The sequence below is a fragment of the Actinokineospora bangkokensis genome (assembly GCF_001940455.1).
In the GTDB taxonomy this organism is placed as follows: Bacteria; Actinomycetota; Actinomycetes; order Mycobacteriales; family Pseudonocardiaceae; genus Actinokineospora; species Actinokineospora bangkokensis.
Genome location: NZ_MKQR01000013.1, coordinates 210,787 through 233,615, shown reverse-complemented (window position 1 = coordinate 233,615; position 22,829 = coordinate 210,787). Strand labels below are relative to the sequence as shown.

The window sequence follows — 22,829 nt, the reverse complement described above, 5'->3', positions numbered from 1 at the left end:
ACCGTGCCCGCGACCGACAAGCCCGTCAAGTGCGTGGTCTGGGACCTCGACAACACGCTGTGGGACGGGGTGCTGCTGGAGGACGCCGCGGTCACCCCGCGCGCGGACGTCCTCGCCGCGATCCGCGAGCTGGACCGGCGCGGCGTCCTGCACTCGGTGGCCTCCCGCAACGACCGCGCCACCGCGCTGGCCAAGCTCACCGAGCTGGGCATCGCGGAGCTGTTCCTGTTCCCGCAGGTGCACTGGGGCTCCAAGGCCGAGTCGGTGCGGGCCATCGCGGCGGCGCTGAACCTGGGCCTGGACGCGTTCGCCTTCGTCGACGACCAGCCCTTCGAGCGCGAGGAGGTCGCCGCGGGCGTCCCGGGCGTGCGCTGCTACGACGCGCTCGACGCCGCGGGCCTGCCCGACCTGCCCGCGTTCACCCCCGCGTTCGTCACCGACGAGTCCCGCCAGCGCCGGGAGATGTACCGGGCGGGCATCGAGCGCGACCAGGCCGCCGAGGACTTCGCGGGCACGTCGGAGGAGTTCCTGGCGACCCTGGACATGGTCTTCACCATCTCCGAGGCCACCACCGACGACCTCAAGCGCGCCGAGGAGCTGACGGTGCGCACCCACCAGCTCAACACCACCGGCCGCACGTTCTCCTACGCCGAGCTCGACCGGTTGCGCCGCTCCGCCGACCACCTGCTGCTGGTGGCCGGGCTGACAGACAAGTACGGCTCCTACGGCACGATCGGGCTGGCCCTGGTCGAGCGCGGCGCCGAGGTGTGGACGCTCAAGCTGCTGCTGATGTCCTGCCGGGTCATGTCGCGCGGGGTCGGCACGGTGCTCATGGGCGAGGTGCAGCGCCTGGCCGCCGCCGCGGGGGTGCGCCTGCACGCCGACTTCGTCGAGACCGACCGCAACCGGATGATGTACGTGACCTACCGGATGGGCGGGTTCCGCGAGGTGTCGCGCGACGGCGCCGAGGTGGTGTTCGAGGCGCCCGCGGGCGAGGTGCCGCCGGTGCCCGCGCACCTGGTGCTGCGCGGCCTCGCCCCGGTCCCGGCCGGGGTCGGCTGATGACCGCCCTGGCGGGCCCGGTGCTCGCGGACAGCGTGCTGCCCGCCGAGGACGGCGTGCGCATCCTGGACCGCCGGGTCTTCCCGCACCGGCGCACGTGGGTGCTCTGCACCACCGTGGAGGACGTGGCGCGGGCGATCGAGGACATGGTCACCCAGTCCTCCGGCCCGTACTTCGCCGCCGCGTGGGGGATGGCGCTCGCCGCCCGCACCGCGGTGTCCACACCGGACCCGCGGGCCGCGATGGAGCGGGCCGGGCGCAGGCTGGTCGCGACCCGGCCCACCAACAACCACATCGGTGAGGCCGTCGACCTCGTGCTGTCCGGTGTGGACTACCGGGACCTGGTCGGCTCGGCGCGGGCCGCCGCGGCCGCCGCCGACGCCCGGTACCGGGAGCGCAGCCGCGTGCTCGGCTCGCACGCCGCCGCCCTGCTGCCCGATGGCGCCGCGCTGCTGACCCACTGCTGGGCCGACTTCTACCTGATCGGCCTGGTGGAGGGGATGCGCGCGCAGGGCAAGGACCTCTCGGTGTTCTGCACCGAGACCCGGCCCTACCGCCAGGGCGCCCGCCTCACCGCGCCGACCCTGGCGGAGATGGGCGTCCCGACGACGCTCGTCACCGACGGCACCGGCGCGGCGCTGCTGGCCTCCGGCCGGGTCGACGCCCTGGTCACCGCCGCCGACCGGGTCACCGCCGACGGGCACGTGGTGAACAAGGTCGGCACGCTGGGCCTGGCCGTGGCCGCGCACGCCTTCGACGTGCCGTACCTGGCGATGGTCCGCGCGCCCGACCCCACCACCCGCACCGGCGCGGACGTGCCGATCGAGCACCGGCCCGCCGCCGAGCTGCTGGACGCGGCGGGCGTGGTCGACCCGGCGGTCGACGGCCTCTACCCGGCCTTCGACATCACCCCGCCCCGCTTCGTCACCACCGTCGTCACCGACCGCGGCCCGTTCGCCCCGACCGCCCTGTCCCGCTACGAGGAGGCAGCATGACCGCCACCACCGACCCGGACCTGCACCTCGCGGGGGCGCTGCTGGCCGCGGAGGCGGCGCGCTACGCCGCGCTGGGGTGGATGCGCGGCACCTCCGGCAACCTGTCCGTGGTGCTCGACCGCGACCCCCTGCGGCTGGCCGTCACCGCCAGCGGCCTCGACAAGGGCGAGCTGGGCCCCGAGGACGTCGTGCTGGTCGACGGGGCGGGAGCCGCGCTGTCGCCGGGCACCCCCTCGGCCGAGGCGGCCCTGCACGCCCGCATCGCCGCGGTGTCCGGGGCGGGCGCGGTGGTGCACGTGCACTCCCACGCCCCGGTGGCCGCCGCCGAGCGCTGGCCGTCCGGCATCCCGCTGCGCGACCTGGAGATGCTCAAGGGCTTCGGCCGCGCGGCGCACGGCGACGAGGTGGTCGTGCCGGTCGTCGCGAACTCCCAGGACATGCGGGAGCTGGGCGAGGCGTTCGAGGCCGGCTTCCGCCCCGACACCCCCGCCCTGGTCGTCGCCCGCCACGGCACCTACGCCTGGGGCGCGGACCTCGCCCAGGCCCGCCACCGCCTCGAATGCCTGGACTGGCTCACGCACTTCACCCTCACCACCGCACCCGGGACGGCGACGCCATGACCCTCCTGCTCACCTGGCCCGACACCGACCCCACCACCGAGCTGCTGCGCACCGAGGACCCGGCCGCCATCGAGGCGGAGCTGAAGGCCCTCGGCGTCCGCTTCGAGCGCTGGGACCTGGTGCCCCTGCCCGACGCCCCGACCGCGGAGGACATCCTCGCCGCCTACGCCCCCCAGGTCGCCCGGGTCACCGAGGCCGAGGGCTACACCCTGGTCGACGCCATGGGCCTGGTCCCGGGCGCCCCGGCGGAGACCGCCGCCGCGGCGCGGGCCAAGTTCCTCGCCGAGCACACCCACGCCGACGACGAGGACCGCTTCTTCGCCCAGGGCAGCGGTGTCTTCTACCTGCACGCCGACGGCAAGGTGCACGCCGTGCTCTGCGAGCCGGGCGACCTCATCAGCGTCCCCGCGAGCACGACCCACTGGTTCGACATGGGCACCTCGCCGCACTTCCAGGCGATCCGCTTCTTCCACGACACCGAGGGCTGGGTGGGCGAGTTCACCGGCGACCCGCTGGCCGCCGCCTTCCCCGACTTCGACACCATCACCCGCTCCCGCTGAGCGGTTCCCCGCCCCCTCGCACCCCCGGGAGACCCCCGTGCCGCTCCGCAGCTCGGCCTGGTACGCAGGCGACGACCGCAACACCTACCTGCACCGCGCCTGGATGCGCCGCGGCGTCCCCGACGACGCGTTCACCGGCAAGCCGCAGATCGCGATCGCCAACTCCGCCTCCGACCTGACCCCCTGCAACTCCCACCTGGACGAGCTCGCCGACGCCGTGCGGCAGGGGGTCTGGGCGGCGGGCGGTGTGCCGCTGAACATGCCGGTGGTGTCGCTGGGCGAGTCGCAGATGCGCCCCACGGCGATGCTGTGGCGCAACATGGCCGCGATGGCCACCGAGGAGATGCTGCGGGCCAACCCGGTCGACGGGGTGGTGCTGCTGGGCGGCTGCGACAAGACGATCCCGTCGCTGCTGATGGCCGCCGCCTCGGTCGACCTGCCCGCGGTGGTGGTGCCCGGCGGGCCGATGCTCACCGGCACCTTCCGCGGCAAGCCGCTGGGGTGCGGCACCGACGTGTGGCGGCTGAGCGAGGAGGTGCGGGCGGGCAACCTGCCGCCGGGGTCGTTCCGCGAGTCCGAGTCGTGCATGATCCGCAGCCGCGGGCACTGCAACACCATGGGCACCGCGTCCACCATGGGCCTGCTCGCGGAGGCGCTGGGCACCACCCTGCCCGGCACCGCGGGACTGCCCGCCCCGGACAGCAGGCTGCTGGCCCGCGCCCACGAGACGGGCAGGCTCGCCGTGGAGATGGTGACCGAGGACCGCAGGCCCAGCCAGGTGCTCACCGCCGAGTCCTTCCACAACGCGATCGTCACCCTGGCCGCCATCGGCGGGTCGACCAACGCCGTCGTGCACCTCATCGCGATCGCCCGGCGCCTGGGCGTCGAGCTGGCCCTCGACGACTTCGACCGGATCGGCGCGGGCGTCCCGCTGCTGGTGGACCTGCAACCCGCGGGCCGGTTCCTGATGGAGGACCTGCACCGCGCCGGGGGCCTGCCCGCCGTGCTGAACCAGGTCGTCGACCTGCTGGACCCGGCCGCGATCACCGTCACCGGCAAGCCCCTGGTCGACTACGTCGCGGACGCGGAGATCTTCGACCACGAGGTGATCCGCACCCGCGCCGAGCCGCTGATCGCCGAGGCGGGCATCGCGGTCGTGCGCGGCAACCTCGCCCCGGACGGCGCCATCGTCAAGCCCGCCGCGGCCACCCCCGAGCTGCTCGTGCACACCGGCCGCGCCCTGGTCTTCGACTCGGTGGAGGACCTGCACGCCCGCATCGACGACCCGGACCTCGACGTCGACGCCGACACCGTGCTGGTGCTGCGCGGCTGCGGCCCCCGCGGCTACCCGGGCATGCCCGAGGTCGGCAACCTGCCCATCCCGGAGAAGCTGCTGCGCCAGGGCGTGCGCGACATGGTGCGCGTCTGCGACGGCCGGATGAGCGGCACGGCCTACGGCACGGTCGTGCTGCACGTGGCGCCCGAGGCCGCCGCGGGCGGCCCGCTGGCCCTGGTGCGCACCGGCGACCGGATCACCCTGGACGTGCCCGCCCGCCGGATCGAGGTCGACCTCACCGACGAGGAGCTGGCCGCGCGCACCCCGCCCGCGGCGTTCACCGACGCCCTCGCCAAGCCCACCCGCGGCTGGGAGCAGCTCTACGTCGCCACCGTCACCGGCGCCGACACCGGCGCGGACCTCGACTTCCTGCGGGGCCGGACGGTCGACGCCCGGATCCGCGATTCCTACTGACCCGGCCGGGGAGCGCCGCACCGCCGACGCCCCCCGGCCCCGGAACTGGTTTCGCCTGCGGTGTCCGGGGGTGTCTGGTTTTCGCCAGGACGGCGCGGGGTACGCACCCGGTGATCGCTGAGCGGAGGCGGAATGGACAGCGGCGGATCGAACAGCGGGCCGGGTGCGCCCCCACCCCCGGGCGGCTCCTGGCTCCCCACCACCGGGTCGGCGGCCGAGCTGCGCCAGGTCGTCGCCGAGCGGCTCCAGGGCGCCGGGGACGCCACCCACGAGTCGGTCCTGACCGCCTGCGTCGAGCTGGTGGCCAACGCCCTCGACCACGCGGGCGGGGTCACCGGGTTCCGCATCCACCACGACCGCGACACCCACACCGTGCGGGTGGAGGTCGACGACCGCTCCGCGGAGCTGCCCCGCCCGGTCATCGGCCGCCTCGACCGGCTGCGCGGGCGCGGGCTGGCGATGATCTCCTCGGTGGGGCGCTGGGGCGCCGACCGCAGCGGGCGCGGCAAGACCGTCTGGGCCTCCATCGGGTGCAGCTGCTCCCGGCCCACCTGCCCGTCCGCGGCCTGAGCCGGGTCGGTCCCCCACCGCGGCCCCTCTGCCATGCTGCCGGTGTCCGGACGAGGTCGGTCCGGGGGTGGGCTGACCGGGATCGGCGGAGGGAAACCGGCTGTGGTGGCTGAGACAGCGCGTTCGATCGGCCTCGTGGTCCCGCGCGACCTGCCTGCGGCGCAGGTGCTCCCGTTCGCGCGCCGCGCCGAGGAACTGGGCTTCGACGAGCTGTGGGTGGTGGAGGACCTGGGGTTCCGCGGCGGGGTCGCCCAGGCCTCCGCGGTGCTGGCGGTGACCTCGCGGATCCGCGTCGGGGTGGGCATCCTGCCCGCGGGTGCGCGCAACGCCGCGTTCGCGGCGATGGAGCTGGCCACCCTCGCCCAGCTGTTCCCCGGCCGCGTCACCGCGGGCATCGGCCACGGCATGCCGGACTGGATGCGGCAGGTGGGCGCCTGGCGGCGCAGCCCGCTCACGCTGCTGGGCGAGCACACCGCCGCCGTGCGCGCGCTGCTGCGCGGCGAACCCGGCCCGGCCGCGGGGGAGTACGTCGACGTCGAGGGCGTCGTCCTCGACGAGCTGCCCGAGGTCGTGCCGCCGGTGGTGCTGGGCGTGCGCGGACCCCGGTCGCTGGAGCTGGCCGGGCGGGTCGCGGACGGCATCCTGCTCGCCGAGCCCGCCACCCCGCCCTACGTCGAGCGCTCGCGCGGGCACGCGGGCCCGGTCGAGCACGTGGTGACCTACGACGTGGCCGTGGTGGCCGACAGCGCGGCCGACGCCGTGGCCGCGGTGCGCCCGGCGCTGGCCGCGGTGGGGGAGCCCGCGTGGGCGCCGCACCTGCGGCCGCTGCCCTTCGCCGACGAGCTGCGCGAGTTCCGCCGCTCCTGCGCGGGATCCGATGAGTTCGCCACGACCATGCCCGCCGCCTGGGTGGCCGAGCTGTCCCTGGCGGGCACCGCCGAGCAGGTGCGCGACCGCGTCGCCGCCCGCTTCGCCGCGGGCGCCACCAGCGTCGTCCTCGTCCCGCACGGCGCCGACGCCCTCCCGGACCTCGCCCGCGTCCTCTAACGGGCACCACCGACGTCGGTTCACCCGCCGCGGTTCACCCCATGGCATGACAGCGCCTGCGCCGGTGGGACGGGTGTGCTCGACTCGCCCGGTGCGAGATGCGACCGCGCGCCGGTACGGGGAGTTCTGCCACGCCGACCCGGTGTTCTACGACCGGGTGGACCTCGACGACCTCGCCGTCGTCGCCCCCCTCCCCGCCGGGTGGGTCGAGCGTCGGTCGGTGGACTGGCGGTTCCTGCTCCCCGAGGGCGCCGCGCTGCCCGACCAGGGCTGGAAGGTGCACGTCTCGGCCACCCGGGAGAACCTGCGCCGCGTCCTGGCCGCGGTGCACCGGTACTGCGCCCACCACGGCACCGCGTTCAAGCACCTGCGGTCGGAAACGGCCCACCTGGTGCGCAACGGCAAGTACGCCGACCGCTCCGCCAGCGGCAAGCTGGTCGCGGTCTACCCCCGCGACGACGCGCACCTCGCCCACGTCCTCGCCCGGCTGGGCGACGAGCTGGCGGGTGAGGCGGGGCCGACCGTGCTCAGCGACCTGCGCCACGGCGCCGGGCCGCTGCACGTGCGCTACGGCGCCTTCGCCCCGCGCTGGGTCGAGCAGGGCGGCCGCCGGGTCCCGGCCATCCAGGCCCCGGACGGCCGGTTGGTGCCCGACGAGCGCGGCACCGGCTTCCACCCGCCGGAGTGGGTGGCCGTGCCCGACTGCCTGAGCGCGGACCTGGCCGCGCGGGAGCGGCGCACCGAGTTCCCGTACCCGGTCGAGCGCGCCCTGCACTTCTCCAACGGCGGCGGCGTCTACCTCGCCCGGCGCGGCGGGACCCGCGTGGTGCTCAAGGAAGCCCGCCCGCACAGCGGCCTCGACCGCGACGGCACCGACGCGGTCACCCGCCTGGACCGCGAGGAGGCCGCGCTGCGCGCGCTGAGCGGCGTCGACGGCGTCCCCGAGCTGCTGGAGCGCTTCCAGGTGTGGGAGCACCACTACCTCGCCGTCGAGCACCTGCCCGGGCGCCCCTTCTCCCAGTGGGTCGCCGCGCACCACCCGCTCACCCGCGAGGCGTCCCCGGACGACGTCGCCGACTACACCCGCCGGGCGCTGGCGGTCCTCGACCGCGTGGCGGACATCGCCGCTGCCGTCCACGCGCGCGGGATCGTCCACGGCGACCTGCACCCGCGCAACATCCTGGTCGACGACACCGGCGCGGTCGGGCTCGTCGACTTCGAGCAGGCCGGGGACGGCACCCGACCGGCGGGGCTGGGCGCACCCGGGTTCCACGCGCTCGAGGACCCGGACGGGCACGCGCTGGCGGTGCTGCGGCTGTGGGCGTTCCTGCCGCTGGCGCCCGTGCTCGACCTCGCCCCGGCGCTGCTCGACCGGCACCTGGCCGCGGTGGGCGCGCGCTTCCCGCTGCCCGCCGGGTACCTGAGCGGCATCCGGCGGGCGCTGGCCCCGCCGCCGGAGCCCGCCCCGTTCGTGCCGGGGGACCTCGCCACCGCCGTCCTCGCCAGCGCCACCCCGCACCGGCGCGACCGGCTGTTCCCCGGCGACCCCGCCCAGTTCGCCACCGCGGGCCTCACCCTCGACCACGGCGCCGCGGGCGTCCTGCACGCGCTCGACCTCGCAGGCGCCGGACGACACCCCGAGCACGAGCGGTGGCTGGTCGACGCGGTGCGCCGCACCCCACCCACCCGGCCGGGCCTCTACGACGGCGCCCACGGCATCGCCCACGTCCTGCACCGCTTCGGCCACCGCGACCTCGCCGACGACCTCGTCGACCGCGCGGCCCGGGCCACCACCGACGACCCCGGCCTGCACAGCGGCCTGGCCGGGATCGGGCTCAACCTGCTGCACCTCGGCCACGACCCGCTGCCCACCGCCACCCGCCTGCTCGACGTGCTCGACCGGGCGGGGGAGCGCGCCGCGGACGGCCCCGCCGGTCTCGGCCACGGCTGGGCAGGCCCCGCGCTGCTGTTCACCCGCCTGTTCGAGCGCACCGGCGACCGTGCCTGGCTCGACTTCGCCGCCACCGCGCTCGACCGCGACCTGGCCCGCTGCACACCGGGGCCCGGCGGCTCGCTCCAGGTCCGCGACGGCACCCGGGCGCTGCCCTACCTGTGGACGGGCAGCGCGGGCATCGCCCTGGTCGTGCGGGAACTGGCCCGCCACCTGCCCGCCTTCGCCGCCGCGCTGCCGGGCCTGCTCGCCGCCTGCCGCCCGGAGATGGTGGTGCACCCCGGCCTGTTCGACGGGCGCGCGGGCCTGCTGGCGGCGCTGGCCATCGCGGGTGGACCCGTGGACCGCCACGTCGACGCACTCGGCTGGCACGCGGTGCCGTTCGCAGGCGGCGCGGCGTTCCCGGGCACCCGGCTGCTGCGGCTGTCCATGGACCTCGCGACCGGGACGGCGGGGGTGCTGCTGGCCGTGGCCTGCGCGCTCGACCCCACCCGCCCCTTCCTGCCCTTCCTCACCGAGCCCGCCCCCGCCCGACCCGTCCTCACCGACCAGCGGTGAGGGGAACCCACGATGGGAGCACGAGTGGACACCGTCCTGGCCCTGCAAGAACTGCCCGCCACCGCGGTCGAGGAGGTCGAGCTGCTGGAGCAGAGCGGTCTGTCGCTGCTGCTCTGCGACTGAGCCGCGGCGTGGGGTGCCCGCGCCCTCAGGGCTCGGGCACCTCGCGCAGCTCGTCCTCGTAGAGGTCGATGACCTGGTCCAACCCCGCCTCGGGCTGCTCGTTCGGTGCGGTCACGGTGGGCCTCCCGGGCTCGGTGGTACCACCGGTGTACCCCTTCGGGGCGGACCGGCAAACCGCCAGGCCGGTGGCCTACTCGCCCGGGTAGTTGGAGCCCTTGAGCAGCCGGGCGAGGTGCACCGCGTTGGCCGCCAGCGCCTTGGTGGTGCTCGCGACGGCCTCCGGGGTCTCGTCGAGGTCCTTGTAGTCGGTGCCGTGCATCGCCTCGCCGTTCCAGTACGTCGCGCCCTGGGCCGAGACGGTGAAGCCGACGTCGTTGAGCGCCTGGAACAGGTCGGCGGTGATCTTGTGCGCGCCGTCCTCGTTGCCCACGACCGCCGCGACGGCGACCTTGCCGTAGGTCTGCAACCTGCCCTCGTCGTCGGTCTCGGACAGCTCGCCGTCCAGCCGCTCCAGCACCCGCGCGCACACGCTGCTCAGGTGGCCCACCCAGGTCGGGGTGGCCACCACGAGGATGTCCGCCGCGAGCAGCTTCGCCCGGATCGCGGGCCACTCGTCGCCCTCGCCCATGTCCACCAGCACGCCGGGCTTGACGTCGTGGTCGACCACGCGCACCGCCTCGCCGGTGACGCCGTGCTCGGCGAGCGCGTCGAGCACCTGCGTCGCCATGAGCTGGCTGCTGGACTCGGCGGGGGAGGGGGTGAGCGTGCACACGAGGGCGAGGGCCTTCAACGGGGTGGTCATGGGCCGTGGCTACCCGACCGGCCCGGCGGGTAACCCCCGCCTGCCCGGTCGAACCCGTGCGGCGTCCGGAGTGGACTCAGCAGGCGCCCGTCACCGCGCTCGCCGCTCCGGCAGCGCGTTCCCGGTGTCCAACCCGGCCTGGTGGGTGCCGAGCACGGCCTCGGCGTGCTCGGGCGGCAGCGGTCCGGCCGCGGACGTCCATATCGCCTCGTGCGGCACCTGGTGCGGCCGGACTCCACGTGCCACAACAGCTGAGTTGAGTTTCAACTATCTCTTATCAAGATAACCAATGGCTCTCCAAATCGACCGCAGAACCGAAACCGAAGCAAGGGAAACCGGTGGTAGTCCGCTGCGCCGGGTTCACCGCGCGATGCTCACGCGCTCGCGTCCTCGTCGCGGGAGCGCGCAGGCGGTGTCGAGGGTTGCGTGTTCTTCCCTCCCCGGTGCGGCAGGCGGTTGCGAGCCTGGAGGGGACGCCGGCTGCCGGGAGGGGTGTCCGCATGGAGGTCGGGGCTCCGCTGTCCTTCGGGCAGGAGCGGTTGTGGTTCGTGGAGCAGGTGCGCGGCGGGGCTCCCGAGCACGTGTCGGTGCGGGCGTTCCGGCTGTCGGGGCCGGTGGACGAGTTCGTGCTGGCGGCGGCGTTCGCGGAGGTGGCCGAGCGGCACGAGGTGCTGCGCACGCGCTACGACGCGCTCAGCGGCTCGCCCGTGCAGGTGGTCGACGAGCTGGTCGGCGTGGACTTCACCGCCGTCGTGGCCGCCGACCTCGCCGCCGTCGAGCGTGAACTGCTGGGGGCGCCGTTCGACCTGCGGACCGGGCCGCCGTGGCGGGCGGTGCTGGCGCGGGTGGACCAGGCGGTGTCGGTGCTGCTGATCGCCGTGCACCACATCGCCGTGGACGGCTGGTCGTGGGGCGTGGTGCTGCGCGAGCTGGGGGAGTGCTACGCCGCGTTCGCGCTGGGGCTGCCCTCGCCGCTGCCGGACCTGCCCTTGCAGTACACCGATTACGCGGCCTGGCAGCGGGAGGTGTGGGAGAGCGCGCCGGACACCGAGGGCGTGGCGTGGTGGCGGGCGCGGCTGGCGGGGGTGGAGCCGCTGGAGCTGCCCCTGGACCGGCGGCGGCCCCCGGTGTGGGAGCCCGCGGGCGCGGTCGTGGAGTTCGCCGTGCCCGCCGACGTGGCGCACGCGGTGCGGCTCGTGGCCCGGGGCGCGGGGGTCACCTCGTTCATGGCGTACCTGGCCGTGTTCCAGGTGCTGCTCGCCCGCTACGCCCGGCGCACCGACGTCGCCGTGGGGGTGGCGGTGGCCGGGCGGGACCTGGTGGAGCTGGAGGGCCTGGTCGGGTTGTTCTCCGGCACGATCGTGCTGCGGGCGGACCTGTCCGGGGCGCCGTCGTTCAGCGTGGTGCTCGACCGGGTCCGCGAGGTCGCCCTGGACGCCTTCGAGCACCAGGGCGTGCCGTTCGACCAGGTGGTGTCCGCGTTGGACCGCACGCCGGACCCGTCGCGCCACCCGGTGCACCAGGTGTCGTTCGCCCTGGACACCGAGCAGGTGCTGCGGCTGCCGGGGGTGGCGTCCGCGCCGCACCCCGTGCCGCCCGCCGGGGTCGGGCTCGACTTGGCGCTGACCCTGGTGGAACGGCCCGACGGCGGCGTGGCGGGCCGGTTCGCCTACCCCACGGCCCTGTTCGACCGGGAGACCGTCGACCGCATGGCGACGGCGCTGACCCGGCTGCTCGACGGGCTGATCACCGACCCGGGCACCCCGGTGGCGGCGGTCGACCTGCTCGGGGAGCGCGACCGGGAACTGCTCGATGGGTGGAACCGCACCGCGCTCCCGCGCCCCGAGCAGTGCCTGCCGGAGCTGTTCGCGGCCCAGGCGCAGTCCACCCCGGACGCCGTGGCGGTCGTCGCGGGCGCGGAAACCCTGACCTACCAGGAGCTTGACGCGCGATCGGCCCGCCTCGCCGCGTACCTGCGCGAGCGCGGCGCCACCACCGGCGGGTGCGTCGGCGTGGTGCTGCCGCGCGGGCTCGACCTGACCACCGCCGTGCTCGCGGTGCTGCGGGCGGGTGCGGTGTACGTGCCGCTGCCGCTGGACCACCCGGGCCGGATGGCGGCGATGGTGGCCGACGCGGGCATCCGGCTGGCCGTGGCGTCCGACGACACCGCCGCCCTGCTGCCGCCCGGTGTCGAGGTTGCGCCGGTGGACGGCCGAGGCGGGGCCGCGCTGCCCGCCGTGGTGGGTGCCGACGCCGCCTACGCCATGTACACCTCGGGGTCCACCGGGCGCCCCAAGGGCGTGGTCATCACCCACGCGGGCCTGCGCAACCGGGTGCTGTGGGCGGTCGAGGCCCTGGGCCTGGGCCCGGGGGAACGGGTGCTCCAGAAGACCCCGGCCGGGTTCGACGCCTCGGTGTGGGAGTTCCTGGCGCCGCTGGTGTGCGGCGCCGCGGTGGTGATGGCCCCGCCCGAGGCGCACCGCGACCCCGCGGTGCTGCTCGGCGCCGTCGCGGAGCACGGGGTGACCGTCCTCCAGCTCGTCCCGTCGGTGCTGCGCCTGGTGGTGGCCGCTCCCGGCCTGGAGGACTGCACGGCCCTGCGCGTGGTGTGCTCGGCGGGCGAGCCGCTGCCGACGTCGCTGTGCGAGGGGTTGCTGGCCCGCAAGCACGTCGAGGTCGTCAACACCTACGGCCCCACCGAGTGCTCCATCGACGCGACGGCGTGGCGGTACCGGCCCGGCGAGGCGGGGGATACCGTGCCGATCGGGACCCCGCTGCCCAACACCGAAGCGCACGTCGTCGACGAGGGCGACCGGCTGGTGCCGATCGGCACGCCAGGCGAGCTGTGCCTGGCGGGGGTGGGCCTGGCCCGCGGCTACCTGGGGCGCGGCGACCTGACCGCCGAGCGGTTCACCCCGCACCCGCACGCCACCGAGCCGGGCGCCCGCTGGTACCGCACGGGCGACCTCGTCCGCAGGCGCTCGGACGGGGTGCTGGAGTTCCTGGGCCGGGTCGACCGGCAGGTGAAGGTGCGCGGGGTGCGGGTGGAGCCGGGCGAGGTGGAGGCGGTGCTGCTGGCCCACCCCCTCGTCGCGGCCGCCGCGGTGGTGGCCCGGCGCGAGGGCGAGCACGTGGAGCTGGCCGCCTACGTCGTGCCCACCCCGGGCGCGGTGGTGCACCCGGAGGCGCTGCGCGACCACGTCGCGGACCGGTTGCCCGCGGCCATGGTGCCCGCCGCGGTGGTGGCGCTGGCGGAGCTGCCACTGACGGTGCACGGCAAGCTCGACCACGCCGCGCTGCCCAGCCCGGACGAACCGGGGGCCGCGGCGCTGACCGGCACCGAGGTCGTGGTGACGAGCCTGGTCGCGGAGCTGCTGGGCGCGCCGGGGGTGGACGTGGACACCGACTTCTTCGCCGCGGGCGGGCACTCGGTGCAGGCGGTGCGGTTGCTGCTGAGGGTGCGGCGGGCGTTCGAGGTCGAGCTCGCGCCCGGCGACGTGTTCCGCCTGCGCACCGCGCGGGCCCTCGCCGCCGCCGTCGACACCGCGCGCACCGCCGCGCTCGCGGACGCGATCCGGCCGGTACCGCGCGCAGGCGGGGTGGTGCTGTCCGCCCAGCAAGAGCGCGTGCTCGCCGACCCGGCCGCCGCCGGTCCTCCCGTCGTGGTGGCGCTGCGGTTGCGCGGCGAGTTCTCCGCCGCCTGCTACCGGCGCGCCGTCGACGACGCCGTCCGCCGCCACGAGGTGCTGCGCACCCGCTACCCCGGGGGTGTCGCGCGGGTCGACCCGCCGGGCCCCGCGTCGTTCGCGCTGGTCGACCTGACCGGGACCCCGGACGCCGAGGCCCTGGGCGCGCGGCTGGTCTCGGCCGCCGCTGCGCGCCGCTGCGCCCCCGCCGCCGAGCACCCGCTGCGCACGACGGTCGCCCGCCTCGCCGCGGACGACCACCTGGTGCTGCTGGTGGTGCACCCGGTGGCGGCGGACGCCTGGTCGGCGGACCTGCTGCTGCGCGAGGTCGACCAGACCTACCGGGCGTTCGCCGCGGGCGAGCCCGCGCCGCTGCGCCCGCGCCCGGTGCAGTACTCCGACTTCGCCGCCTGGCAGCGCGGGTCGGCGTCGGTGGCGGCCCAGGTGGGGCACTGGGAGTCCGCACTGGACGGCGCGGGGCCGGTCGACCTGCCCGCCGACCGGCCGCGCCCGGCCCGCCGGGACACCGCGGCGGGCCGGGTGTCGGCCACCGTGCCCGCCGACGTGGCGCGCGCCCTGCTGGACCTCGGCGCCGAGCACGGCTGCCCGCCGTTCGCGACGGTCCTGGCGGTGTTCCAGGTGGTGCTGGCGGCGTGGTCGGGCCGCTCGGCGGTGACCGTGGGCGTCCCGGTGGCCGGGCGCACGCGCCCGGGGACCGAGGACCTGGTGGGGCACTTCACCAACCACCTCCCGCTGCGCCTGGACCTGTCCGGCGACCCGACCTGCGCCGACCTGCTCGACCGGGCGCGGGAGGTGGCGCTGGTCGGGCTGGCCCACCAGGACGTCCCCGCGGAGCGGGTGGCGGGTGCCCTGGGCGGGCCGTTGTTCCGCGCGGTGTTCGAGCTGGAGCGCGCTCCAGGTGCGCCGCGGGTGTTCTGCGGCGCGCAGGCGAGCCCGGTGCCGGTGGGCGGGCCGACGACCACGACGACCGATCTGCGGATGACCGCACGGGTGCTGCCCGACGGGTCCCTGCGGTGCTCCCTCGACCACGCCACCGCCCTGTTCGACCGGTCCACCGCCCAGGGGGTGCTCGACCGGTTCACCGCCGCCGCGGCCCGCGTCGCCGCCGCCCCCGGTGCGGCCGTGTCCACGGTGGACTCCGCGCGGTGACCCCGCGAGGGGCCGACCGGGGGAGTCACCAGGGCCACCCGCGCGCCGCCTGCCGCCGGGGCCGCGCTGTGGTTCCATGGCTGTGGTTCCATGGTGGTGACCGGCAGTCCGCAGGCACGAGGGAGTTGGGACGGCGATGACCGCGAGCACGGGACAGGCCAACATCGGGGTCGTCGGGCTGGCGGTGATGGGCTCGAACCTGGCGCGCAACCTCGCGTCCCGCGAGGGCAACACCGTGGCGGTGTACAACCGCACCCAGGCCCGCACCGACGAGCTGATGGCCGAGCACGCCGACCTCGGGTTCCTCGCCGCCACCACCATCGACGAGTTCGTCGCCTCGCTGTCGACCCCGCGCACCGCGATCATCATGGTGCAGGCGGGCCGGGGCACCGACGCGGTGATCGAGCAGCTGGCCGAGCGGTTCGAGCCGGGCGACATCATCGTCGACGGCGGCAACGCCAACTTCCAGGACACCATCCGCCGCGAGGCCGAGCTGCGCGAGAAGGGCCTGAACTTCGTCGGCGCGGGCATCTCCGGCGGCGAGGAGGGCGCGCTCAACGGCCCGTCGATCATGCCGGGCGGCTCCGACGAGGCCTGGCAGACCCTGGGCCCGGTGCTGCGCTCGATCGCCGCGGTGGCCGAGGGCGAGCCGTGCGTGACCCACGTCGGCCACGACGGGGCCGGGCACTTCGTGAAGATGGTGCACAACGGCATCGAGTACGCCGACATGCAGCTCATCGCGGAGGCCTACGACCTGCTGCGCCGGGTCGGCGGGGCCTCCACCGAGGACCTGGTGGGGGTCTTCCGCGCCTGGAACGACGGCGACCTGGAGTCCTACCTCATCGAGATCACCGCGGAGGTGCTGGCCCAGCGCGACGCCGAGACCGGCGAGCCGCTGGTGGACGTGATCGCCGACCAGGCCGGGTCCAAGGGCACCGGGGTGTGGACGGTGCAGAACGCCGTGGGCCTGGGCGTGCCCGTCTCCGGCATCGGTGAGGCCGTCTTCGCCCGCGCGGTGTCGTCCAAGACGACCCTGCGCGAGGCGGTGCGCCGCACCGTGGTGTCCCGGCCGGACCCGGTGGAGGTGCCCGACTCCTTCGCCGACGACGTCCGCGCCGCGCTCTACGCCTCGAAGGTCGTCGCCTACGCCCAGGGCTTCAACCTCATCGTCGCGGGCGCCGAGCAGTACGGGTGGACGATCGACCTGGGCGCGATCGCGAAGATCTGGCGCGGCGGCTGCATCATCCGCGCGCAGTTCCTCAACCGCATCGTCGAGGCCTACCAGAACAACCCCGACCTCCAGTCGCTGCTGGAGGACCCCTACTTCGCCAAGGCCATCACCGACGGCGAGCAGGCCTGGCGGCGCATCGTCTCCACCGCCGCCGCGTCGGGCGTGCCCGCCCCCGGCTTCTCCTCGGCGCTGGCCTACTACGACTCGCTGGCCTCCGACCGCCTCCCCGCCGCCCTGATCCAGGGGCAGCGCGACTTCTTCGGCGCCCACACCTACCAGCGGGTCGACAAGCCCGGGGTGTTCCACACGCTGTGGTCGGGGGACCGGACGGAGATCGCCACGGAGCCGTCCACGCACTGACGGCGCGACGGGGGTGAGCGGGCGCCCGGAAAAGCGCGCGCCACTCCCGGCCCGGCCGCACTACAGTGCCGCGGTGCACATCCGCCGCGAACGCCCGTCCGACGCCCCGCAGGTCCACGACGTGGTGGAGGCCGCCTTCGCCGCCGAACCCGCGGGTGAGGCAGGCCTGGTGGACGCGCTCCGGCTCGACCCGGGGTGGATCCCGGCGCTGTCCTGGGTGGCCGAGGACGACGGCGCCACCGGCCGGGTCATCGGTCATGTCGTGTGCACCAGGGCCACGGTCGACGGTCGCCCCGCACTGGGCCTCGGCCCGCTCAGCGTCCACCCCGACCACCAGCGCCGCGGGGTCGGGTCGGCGCTGGTGCACGCCGTGCTCGGCGCCGCGGACGCGCTCGACGAGCCGGTGGTGGTGCTGCTCGGCAGCCCCACCTACTACTCCCGCTTCGGCTTCGCGCCCGCGGCGGACCTCGGCATCGAGCCGCCGGTGGCCGAGTGGGCGCCGCACTTCCAGGTCCGCACCCTCAGCGCCTGGGACGGTTCGCTGCGCGGGCCCTTCGCCTACGCGCGACCCTTCGACGACCTCTGAGGCCGGGGCGTCAGCGCCGGGGCTTGCCCCGCTTGGCGGCCCCGCCGCGCCGGGCCTGCTGCTTGCCGCCGCCCGGCTTGGGCGCCGCCTGCCGGGCGGGCGCGGGCTTGCGCTCCTTCTTCTGCGGCTGCTCCTGCTGCCGCCCGCGGGTGCTGTTCTCGGTGCGGCCGCGCACGATGCCGATGAACTGCTCCACCGCGTCCGTGGTCGCGTCCTCCAGCCAGCTCAGGGCCACGCCGGACTGGGGAACGCCGGTCACCGGGCGGTAGGTGAGGTCGCGGCGGTGGTGCAGGCGGGCCAGGGACTGCGGGACGAGCAGCACCCCGATGCCCGCAGCGACCAGCTCGACCGCGTCGGCGGTGCTCGCCGGGCGTTCCAGGGCCTGCCCGCCGGGGGGGCGCTCCCAGTCCAGGGTGTCGTCGAGCGGGTGCAGGGTGATCTCGTCCACCAGGTCCGCCGCGGTGACCTCGTCGGCCGCGGTCACGGCGTGGTCCTTGGGGACGACGACGACCGTGGTCTCGGTGTAGAGGGGGATGGCGTGCAGGCCGTCCCGGTCGACCGGCAGGCGCAGCAGCGCGGCGTCGGCGCCCGCCGAGCGCAGCAGGGCCTCGGCGTCGGCCGCGGGGGTCTGCACCAGGTCGAGGGGGTGGTCGGGGGTGCGCTGCTGCCACGTCCGCACCCACTTCGCCGGGGTGACCCCGGGGACGTAGGCGAGCCTGAACGGGGCGGTCACGGTGGTCAGGTTACCGGGGGTGACCGGTGCCCCTTACCCTGGACCCATGCGCAAGGTGCAGACCATGAAGCCCGCCACCGCGGCCAAGAAGCTCGGCGTCCACCTCGACGCCACCCCCGCGGAGTTCCGGGACGGCGTGGTCTCCCGCGAGGAGCTCGACGCGCTGCAGGCCGACCCGCCGCAGTGGTTGCGCGACCTGCGCCGCGAGGGCCCGCACCCCAAGCAGGTGGTGGCGGCCCGGCTGCGGGTGTCGCTCAGCGGGCTGGCCAGGGCGGGGATCACCGACGCGCTGACCTCCGAGGAGATCGACCGGATCAAGGCCGAGCGGCCCGACTGGCTGGTGCGCGAGCAGGACCTGGCCGCCGAGGTGCGCCGGGAGAACGAGCGGCTGGCCGGGGAGCGGGTCAAGCAGCCCTGACCTCGGGCTCGTGGTGGACCGGGAAGTCCACCGAGGACGCGATGAAGCAGATGGCGTGCGCCTCGTCGTGCAGCGCGGTCGCCGCGTCCACCGCGGCCGGGTCGGCCACCGTGACCCGGGGGCGCAGCGTCACGCCGGTGAACCGCCCGCCCGAACCGCGCTGGAGCATGGTGCCGGTGGCCTCGTCCCGGTAGGCGGTGACGGTGATGCCCGCCCCCGCGCACAGGGCGAGGTAGCTGAGCATGTGGCACTGCGACAGCGAGGCCACCAGCAGTTCCTCGGGGTTCCACCGCGCCGGGTCGCCGCGGAAGTGCGGGTCCGCGCTGCCCGCGATGGTGGGCTTGCCCGCCGCGCTGATGTCGTGGCCGCGGTCGTAGGCCCGGTAGGAGGTCGTCCCGGGCCCCCGGTCGGTCCAGGTCACGGTGACCGCGTAGTCGTGCTCCACAGGTGCCCCCTCGTCGCCCCGCCGATCGGCTAAAGCCCTGATCAGGGCCGTGTGCAGGCGGTGACAGGAATGATGGCGGGGATTGTCGGAATCTACAAGTATTGGATTTCCCGCGCCCTTGTTCGGGTTTGGCCCGCTGTCGTAGGTTCCTTTCGGGAAACGTGCGTTTCCCCACCCCCTGCTTTCGGCCCGGCTCAACGAGGAGTTCCCCTGTGAAGCTGTTCTCCCGGATCCTCCGGCGACCGGACGGCCGGTCCCGGAAGTGGGCGGTGGCCGCGGTGGCCGTCGCCGCCGTGGCCGTCCCCGCCTCGGTCGGTGTCATGTCCACCGTCTCGGCCGCCCCGCGCGCCGCGGCCGAGCCCCCGCAGGGCCCGCTCGGCGACGCGTTCTACACCCCGCCCGCCCCGCTGCCCGACGGCGTCGCGGGCGACGTCATCTGGTGGCGGCCGATGGCCGACCGGTCGAACGCCAAGCAGTACCTGGTGCTCTACCGCTCCACCTCCGCCACCGGCCAGCCGATCGCGGTGTCGGGCCGCGTGGTCGTGCCGAAGGCGGCGTGGAAGGGCACCGGCCCGCGCCCGGTCGTCTCGGTCGCCGCGGGCACCCGGGGCATCGGGGACGGCTGCGCCCCCTCGAAGTACCTCGACTACGAGGCGCCGTTCGTCGACCCGATGCTGAACAAGGGCTGGGCGCTGGCGCTGTCGGACTACGAGGGCCTGGGCACGCCGGGCGTGCACACCTACGTGGTGGGCCAGTCCGAGGGCCACGCCGTCATCGACGCGGTGCGCGCGGCCACCCGGCTGCCCGCCGCGGGCCTGGCCGCGGGCGGCCCCGTCGCCTTCTCCGGCTACTCCCAGGGCGGCGGCGGCGCGGCGTGGGCCGGTGAGCTCGCCCCCACCTACGCCCCCGACCTCAAGGTCGTCGGCATCACCGCGGGCGGCACCCCGGCGGACCTGATCGCGGTCTCCAAGCTGCTCGACGGCGGCGTCGGCTTCGGCTTCCTGCTGCTGGCCTCGCTCGGGTTCAACGCCGCCTACCCCGAGCTCGACCTGCCCAGGTACCTCAACGCCAAGGGCCAGGAGCTCTTCGCCACCAAGCAGGACGTGTGCGTCGACCAGGTCTTCGGGTACGTGTTCCAGCGCATCTCCGACTACACGACCTCCAACCCGCTCAACGACCCGGCGTGGCAGAGCAGGCTCAACGAGAACAAGCTGGGCGCCCGCGCGCCGAAGGCGCCGATCTTCCTCTTCCACGGCCAGTTCGACGAGATCATCCCGCTGGAGCAGGCGCAGACCTTGCGCAAGCAGTACTGCGCGGCGGGCGTGAAGGTCAACTGGGGCACCTACATCGGTGAGCACGTGACGACGATGGCCTTCGCCAGCGGCGACGTCGTGAACTACCTGACCGACCGCTTCGCGGGCAAGGCCGCCAAGAGCAACTGCTAGCGCTGCGTCGATCAGGTCCCGCCCCCCTCGTCCCCGCCCGGCATCGTCCCCCGGCTCGGTCTCACGGCCGCCGCAGCGGTGCGGAGTGGAGAGGGGTCTGGGGCGGACCGTCCTGAGCGCTGCCGTGCCCCCGCCCAGACCAGGGCGGGGGCACGGCCGTGTCAGAGGGGTACGCCTCGACGGTGGTGGCCCCGCCGCACCACCATGCACGTCATCGCCCCGACCCCGGTGTCGTCACTCGCCACCGCTCCCGGTGCAGCCGGAACCGGCGGAACACGTGCCCGGACAGCTCCACCTCCCCGTCGCGCTCGTAGCCGAGCCGGATCAGGGCACTGGCCGCTCCCCGGCTGGGCGGCAGCAGCACCGTCAACGACCCGCACCCCGTCGCGGCGAACGAGCGGCGCACCAAGCTCCTCGTGCACCTGCCGCCCGCGGCCCCACGCCGCCCGCCCGAGCACGACGGCCAGGTCGACGTCATCGCCCTCCGGCTGCGGGCCGCCCCACCCGGCGAAGCGGCCGTCCACCAGCACCGCCCAGGGCCCGTACCCGTGCGCGCGCCAGATCCGCTCCTTCGCCTCGACGAAGCCCGCGGCGTCGAACCCCGGGCCGGACAGCGGCATGTGGGTGGCGAGGGCGGGGTCGCCCAGCACCGCGGCGATCTCGCCCCGGTCCACCTCGGTCAGTCGGATGAACTCCACACCTGTGCCCTATCGCCGCCAGGCACGACGGCAGTACCGCTGGACGCCGCCACCGGAGGGCACCCGCTCAGCGCACCGCCCGCGCGCAGCGGGCCGCCAGCAGGGTGAACGCGTCGCGCAACTCCTGCGGACCCACCACCTCCACCTCCGCGTCGAAGTGCGCCAGCGACGCCGCCAACGCCATCCACGACCACGACCCCGACGAGAGCAGGCACCGGTCGGGCCCCAGCTCGCGCACCGCGCCCTCCCGCGCGTACTGCGCCACCTCGCGCGCGGGCAGGTGCACCACCGCCTCGCCCCGGCACGGCCACTCCCCGGACGCGTCCACCCCGCGGAAGCGCGACCACACGAACGCCGACACGTCCCCGCCCGGCACCTCCCGCTCGGTGAACCGGGGCCCGGTCGGGACCTTCGGCGTGATCCGGTCCACCCGGAACGTGCGCCAGTCGTCGCGGTCGAGGTCGAAGGCCACCAGGTACCAGCGCCCGCCCCAGGTGACCAGGTGGTGCGGCTCGACCCGCCGGGGCACCTCGGCACCCGCGTAGTCGAAGCGCAGCACCTCCCCGGCGTGCGAGGCGGCGCTGATGGCCAGGAGCACCGCGCTGTCCACCTGCGCCTCGTGCGGTGCGGGCACCGCGCTCACCCGCAGGGTGTCGACCCGGTGGCGCAGCCGGGCGGGCAGCACCTGCCGGACGGTGGTGAGCGCGCGCGCCGCGGCCTCGGCGATGCCCGCGCCGCTGGTGGTGGCCACCTGGAGCGCCACCGCGAGCGCCACCGCCTGCTCGTCGTCGAACAGCAGGGGCGGCAGCTGCGACCCGGCGTCGAGGCGGTACCCGCCGTCGGGGCCCTTCACCGCGGTGATCGGGTAGCCCAGCTCGCGCAACCGGTCGACGTCGCGGCGCACCGTGCGCTCGGAGATGGCCAACCGCTCGGCCAGCAGCGCGCCCGGCCAGTCGCGGCGCGCCTGCAACAGGGACAGCAGCGCCAGCAGGCGCGCGGAGGTCTTCGGCACGTGGCCACTGTGCCACGGAGTAGCGGACACACCCTGTCCGCTACCGCTGGAAAGGTGAACCCCAGAACAGCGACGGAAGGAACACCGATGACCGCCTCCACCACCCTCGACGGCGAGCGCACCGACCTCATCGCCGAGCTCGCCACCGCCCGCGCCGCCCTGGTGGCCGCCGTGGACGGGCTCACCGACGAGCAGGCCGCGGCCACGCCCACCGTCAGCGCGCTGTCGCTGGGCGGCCTGGTCAAGCACGTCACCGCGGTCGAGGAGAACTGGACCCGCTTCGCCGTCGACGGCCCCGACGCCGTGCGCTACGACCTGCCCGAGGGCGTCACCTGGGCGGACCTGGCGAACGGCACCGCCAGGGAGTACCCGCAGTGGGCGGTGGACCACCAGCTCGGGTTCACGATGCTGCCGGGGGAGACGCTGGCGGGCCTGCTCGCGCGCTACGAGGAAGTGGCCGCCCGCACCGATGAGGTCGTCGCGACCGCGGACCTGTCCACCACCTACCCGCTGCCCGCCGCCCCGTGGCACCAGCCCGGGGAGGTGCGCAGCATCCGCCGGGTGTTCGGGCACGTCATCACCGAGACCGCCCAGCACGCGGGGCACGCGGACATCATCCGGGAGACCCTGGACGGCAAGCGGGCGGGCTGAGCCCGTTCCCGCCCGGCCGCTCGACCGGAAACCCGCAGGTGGGGGTGCTGTCGAGGGGCCGGGCGGCGCGCGGGAACGGTTCTCGGGGGTGTGGTCTCGGTTACACAGGGGTCCATTTCGTGCACGAAATGTCATTCCGGGGTTGCGCGCAGTGATCAAGTCGCGGTGCCGGTGCGTGCCGTCGCCGGTGGGAAGTGGATCTGACCAGCGCATTCCCGGACGGGCGCGGGTATGGGTACCCCCCGATTTGGAGCCTGGTTGGGCGTGGTGTAACTTTCTTCCTGTCAGCGCGACACGGACCGGGAAACACCGGGCCGGGCCAACTGGCCGGGGGTCACGAACCAAGCTCCCACCCT

The 22,829-nt window shown here is 75.3% G+C and carries 21 protein-coding genes; 15 read left to right on the top strand and 6 right to left on the bottom strand.

Going from position 1 to position 22,829, the window contains the following annotated elements; translation table 11 throughout:
* Positions 1–3: 3 nt before the first annotated feature.
* The 9 genes from BJP25_RS13890 to BJP25_RS35005 all read left to right on the top strand — a co-directional run bounded on the left by BJP25_RS13890 (position 4) and on the right by BJP25_RS35005 (position 9,236).
* A complete protein-coding gene (locus tag BJP25_RS13890) occupies positions 4–1,062 on the top strand; it encodes an HAD-IIIC family phosphatase (RefSeq protein WP_233158071.1) in 1,059 nt (352 codons plus the stop codon).
* Positions 1,062–2,057, top strand: a complete 996-nt coding sequence (locus BJP25_RS13885) for a translation initiation factor eIF-2B alpha/beta/delta subunit family protein (RefSeq protein WP_075975312.1) — start codon at positions 1,062–1,064, stop codon at positions 2,055–2,057. The genes BJP25_RS13890 and BJP25_RS13885 overlap by 1 nt, the downstream gene beginning before the upstream one ends.
* Complete coding sequence (gene mtnB, locus BJP25_RS13880; protein WP_075975311.1) at positions 2,054–2,677, top strand: methylthioribulose 1-phosphate dehydratase; 624 nt, start codon at positions 2,054–2,056, stop codon at positions 2,675–2,677. The genes BJP25_RS13885 and mtnB overlap by 4 nt, the downstream gene beginning before the upstream one ends.
* Positions 2,674–3,237, top strand: coding sequence for a 1,2-dihydroxy-3-keto-5-methylthiopentene dioxygenase (locus tag BJP25_RS13875; RefSeq protein ID WP_075975310.1), 564 nt, complete (start codon positions 2,674–2,676; stop codon positions 3,235–3,237). The genes mtnB and BJP25_RS13875 overlap by 4 nt, the downstream gene beginning before the upstream one ends.
* 37 nt (positions 3,238–3,274) lie before the next feature.
* The gene (locus BJP25_RS13870; protein WP_075975309.1) at positions 3,275–4,987 is read left to right on the top strand and encodes an IlvD/Edd family dehydratase; all 1,713 of its coding nucleotides are present in this window, start codon (positions 3,275–3,277) and stop codon (positions 4,985–4,987) included.
* 132 nt (positions 4,988–5,119) lie between these two features.
* A complete protein-coding gene (locus tag BJP25_RS13865) occupies positions 5,120–5,557 on the top strand; it encodes an ATP-binding protein (RefSeq protein ID WP_075975308.1) in 438 nt (145 codons plus the stop codon).
* A gap of 105 nt (positions 5,558–5,662) precedes the next feature.
* Positions 5,663–6,604, top strand: coding sequence for an LLM class flavin-dependent oxidoreductase (locus BJP25_RS13860; RefSeq protein WP_233158070.1), 942 nt, complete (start codon positions 5,663–5,665; stop codon positions 6,602–6,604).
* A 91-nt stretch (positions 6,605–6,695) separates the two neighbouring features.
* Positions 6,696–9,113 carry a class III lanthionine synthetase LanKC gene (gene lanKC, locus BJP25_RS13855; RefSeq protein WP_075975306.1) on the top strand — a complete coding sequence of 806 codons (2,418 nt, stop codon included), beginning with the start codon at positions 6,696–6,698 and terminating at the stop codon, positions 9,111–9,113.
* A 12-nt stretch (positions 9,114–9,125) separates the two neighbouring features.
* Positions 9,126–9,236: a class III lanthipeptide gene (locus BJP25_RS35005; RefSeq protein ID WP_198943482.1), complete on the top strand. Its 111-nt coding sequence runs from the start codon at positions 9,126–9,128 to the stop codon at positions 9,234–9,236.
* A gap of 190 nt (positions 9,237–9,426) precedes the next feature.
* On the opposite strand, the gene BJP25_RS13850 is transcribed toward BJP25_RS35005, so the two are convergent.
* Positions 9,427–10,038, bottom strand: coding sequence for a flavodoxin family protein (locus BJP25_RS13850; protein WP_075975305.1), 612 nt, complete (start codon positions 10,036–10,038; stop codon positions 9,427–9,429).
* Positions 10,039–10,128: 90 nt separating this feature from the next.
* Entirely contained in the window at positions 10,129–10,284 is a 156-nt protein-coding gene (locus BJP25_RS34145) for a hypothetical protein (RefSeq protein ID WP_158075648.1), read from the bottom strand.
* A 254-nt stretch (positions 10,285–10,538) separates the two neighbouring features.
* Between BJP25_RS34145 and BJP25_RS13845 the strand changes: the two genes are divergently transcribed.
* The 3 genes from BJP25_RS13845 (at position 10,539) to BJP25_RS13835 (ending at position 17,071) form a co-directional block, all read left to right on the top strand.
* Positions 10,539–14,894 (top strand): non-ribosomal peptide synthetase, encoded by a 4,356-nt coding sequence (locus BJP25_RS13845; protein WP_075975304.1) that lies wholly within the window; start codon positions 10,539–10,541, stop codon positions 14,892–14,894.
* A 136-nt stretch (positions 14,895–15,030) separates the two neighbouring features.
* Complete coding sequence (gene gndA / locus BJP25_RS13840; protein ID WP_075975303.1) at positions 15,031–16,485, top strand: NADP-dependent phosphogluconate dehydrogenase; 1,455 nt, start codon at positions 15,031–15,033, stop codon at positions 16,483–16,485.
* Between the two features lie 73 nt (positions 16,486–16,558).
* On the top strand, positions 16,559–17,071 hold the full coding sequence (locus BJP25_RS13835; RefSeq protein ID WP_075975302.1) for a GNAT family N-acetyltransferase: 513 nt from the start codon (positions 16,559–16,561) through the stop codon (positions 17,069–17,071).
* A gap of 10 nt (positions 17,072–17,081) precedes the next feature.
* Here the strand turns inward: BJP25_RS13835 and BJP25_RS13830 are convergent, their stop codons facing one another.
* The gene (locus BJP25_RS13830) at positions 17,082–17,804 is read right to left on the bottom strand and encodes a LysR family substrate-binding domain-containing protein (RefSeq protein ID WP_143219061.1); all 723 of its coding nucleotides are present in this window, start codon (positions 17,802–17,804) and stop codon (positions 17,082–17,084) included.
* 64 nt (positions 17,805–17,868) lie between these two features.
* Between BJP25_RS13830 and BJP25_RS13825 the strand changes: the two genes are divergently transcribed.
* Positions 17,869–18,222: a DUF5997 family protein gene (locus tag BJP25_RS13825; protein ID WP_143219068.1), complete on the top strand. Its 354-nt coding sequence runs from the start codon at positions 17,869–17,871 to the stop codon at positions 18,220–18,222.
* On the opposite strand, the gene BJP25_RS13820 is transcribed toward BJP25_RS13825, so the two are convergent.
* Positions 18,209–18,667, bottom strand: coding sequence for an OsmC family protein (locus tag BJP25_RS13820; RefSeq protein ID WP_075975299.1), 459 nt, complete (start codon positions 18,665–18,667; stop codon positions 18,209–18,211). The genes BJP25_RS13825 and BJP25_RS13820 overlap by 14 nt on opposite strands.
* Positions 18,668–18,879: 212 nt before the next feature.
* Here BJP25_RS13820 and BJP25_RS13815 point away from each other — a divergent pair, with 212 nt between their 5' ends.
* Positions 18,880–20,112, top strand: a complete 1,233-nt coding sequence (locus BJP25_RS13815) for a lipase family protein (protein WP_233158069.1) — start codon at positions 18,880–18,882, stop codon at positions 20,110–20,112.
* 161 nt (positions 20,113–20,273) lie between these two features.
* Here BJP25_RS13815 and BJP25_RS13810 read toward each other — a convergent pair whose 3' ends face one another.
* A complete protein-coding gene (locus BJP25_RS13810; protein ID WP_084793978.1) occupies positions 20,274–20,810 on the bottom strand; it encodes a GNAT family N-acetyltransferase in 537 nt (178 codons plus the stop codon).
* 67 nt (positions 20,811–20,877) lie between these two features.
* The gene (locus BJP25_RS13805; protein ID WP_075975298.1) at positions 20,878–21,822 is read right to left on the bottom strand and encodes a helix-turn-helix transcriptional regulator; all 945 of its coding nucleotides are present in this window, start codon (positions 21,820–21,822) and stop codon (positions 20,878–20,880) included.
* Between the two features lie 87 nt (positions 21,823–21,909).
* On the opposite strand from BJP25_RS13805, the gene BJP25_RS13800 reads away from it, so the two are divergent.
* A complete protein-coding gene (locus tag BJP25_RS13800; RefSeq protein ID WP_075975297.1) occupies positions 21,910–22,473 on the top strand; it encodes a DinB family protein in 564 nt (187 codons plus the stop codon).
* Positions 22,474–22,829: the final 356 nt, after the last annotated feature.

What these genes read in the sequence shown, in the direction of transcription:
- BJP25_RS13885 (WP_075975312.1), top strand. Translation starts at nt 1,062, where the DNA reads ATGACCGCCCTGGCGGGCCCGGTGCTCGCGGACAGCGTGCTGCCCGCC.
- mtnB (WP_075975311.1), top strand. Translation starts at nt 2,054, where the DNA reads ATGACCGCCACCACCGACCCGGACCTGCACCTCGCGGGGGCGCTGCTG.
- BJP25_RS13875 (WP_075975310.1), top strand. Translation starts at nt 2,674, where the DNA reads ATGACCCTCCTGCTCACCTGGCCCGACACCGACCCCACCACCGAGCTG.
- BJP25_RS13865 (WP_075975308.1), top strand. Translation starts at nt 5,120, where the DNA reads ATGGACAGCGGCGGATCGAACAGCGGGCCGGGTGCGCCCCCACCCCCG.
- BJP25_RS35005 (WP_198943482.1), top strand. Translation starts at nt 9,126, where the DNA reads ATGGGAGCACGAGTGGACACCGTCCTGGCCCTGCAAGAACTGCCCGCC.
- BJP25_RS13850 (WP_075975305.1), bottom strand. Translation starts at nt 10,038, where the DNA reads ATGACCACCCCGTTGAAGGCCCTCGCCCTCGTGTGCACGCTCACCCCC.
- BJP25_RS13845 (WP_075975304.1), top strand. Translation starts at nt 10,539, where the DNA reads ATGGAGGTCGGGGCTCCGCTGTCCTTCGGGCAGGAGCGGTTGTGGTTC.
- gndA (WP_075975303.1), top strand. Translation starts at nt 15,031, where the DNA reads ATGACCGCGAGCACGGGACAGGCCAACATCGGGGTCGTCGGGCTGGCG.
- BJP25_RS13825 (WP_143219068.1), top strand. Translation starts at nt 17,869, where the DNA reads ATGAAGCCCGCCACCGCGGCCAAGAAGCTCGGCGTCCACCTCGACGCC.
- BJP25_RS13800 (WP_075975297.1), top strand. Translation starts at nt 21,910, where the DNA reads ATGACCGCCTCCACCACCCTCGACGGCGAGCGCACCGACCTCATCGCC.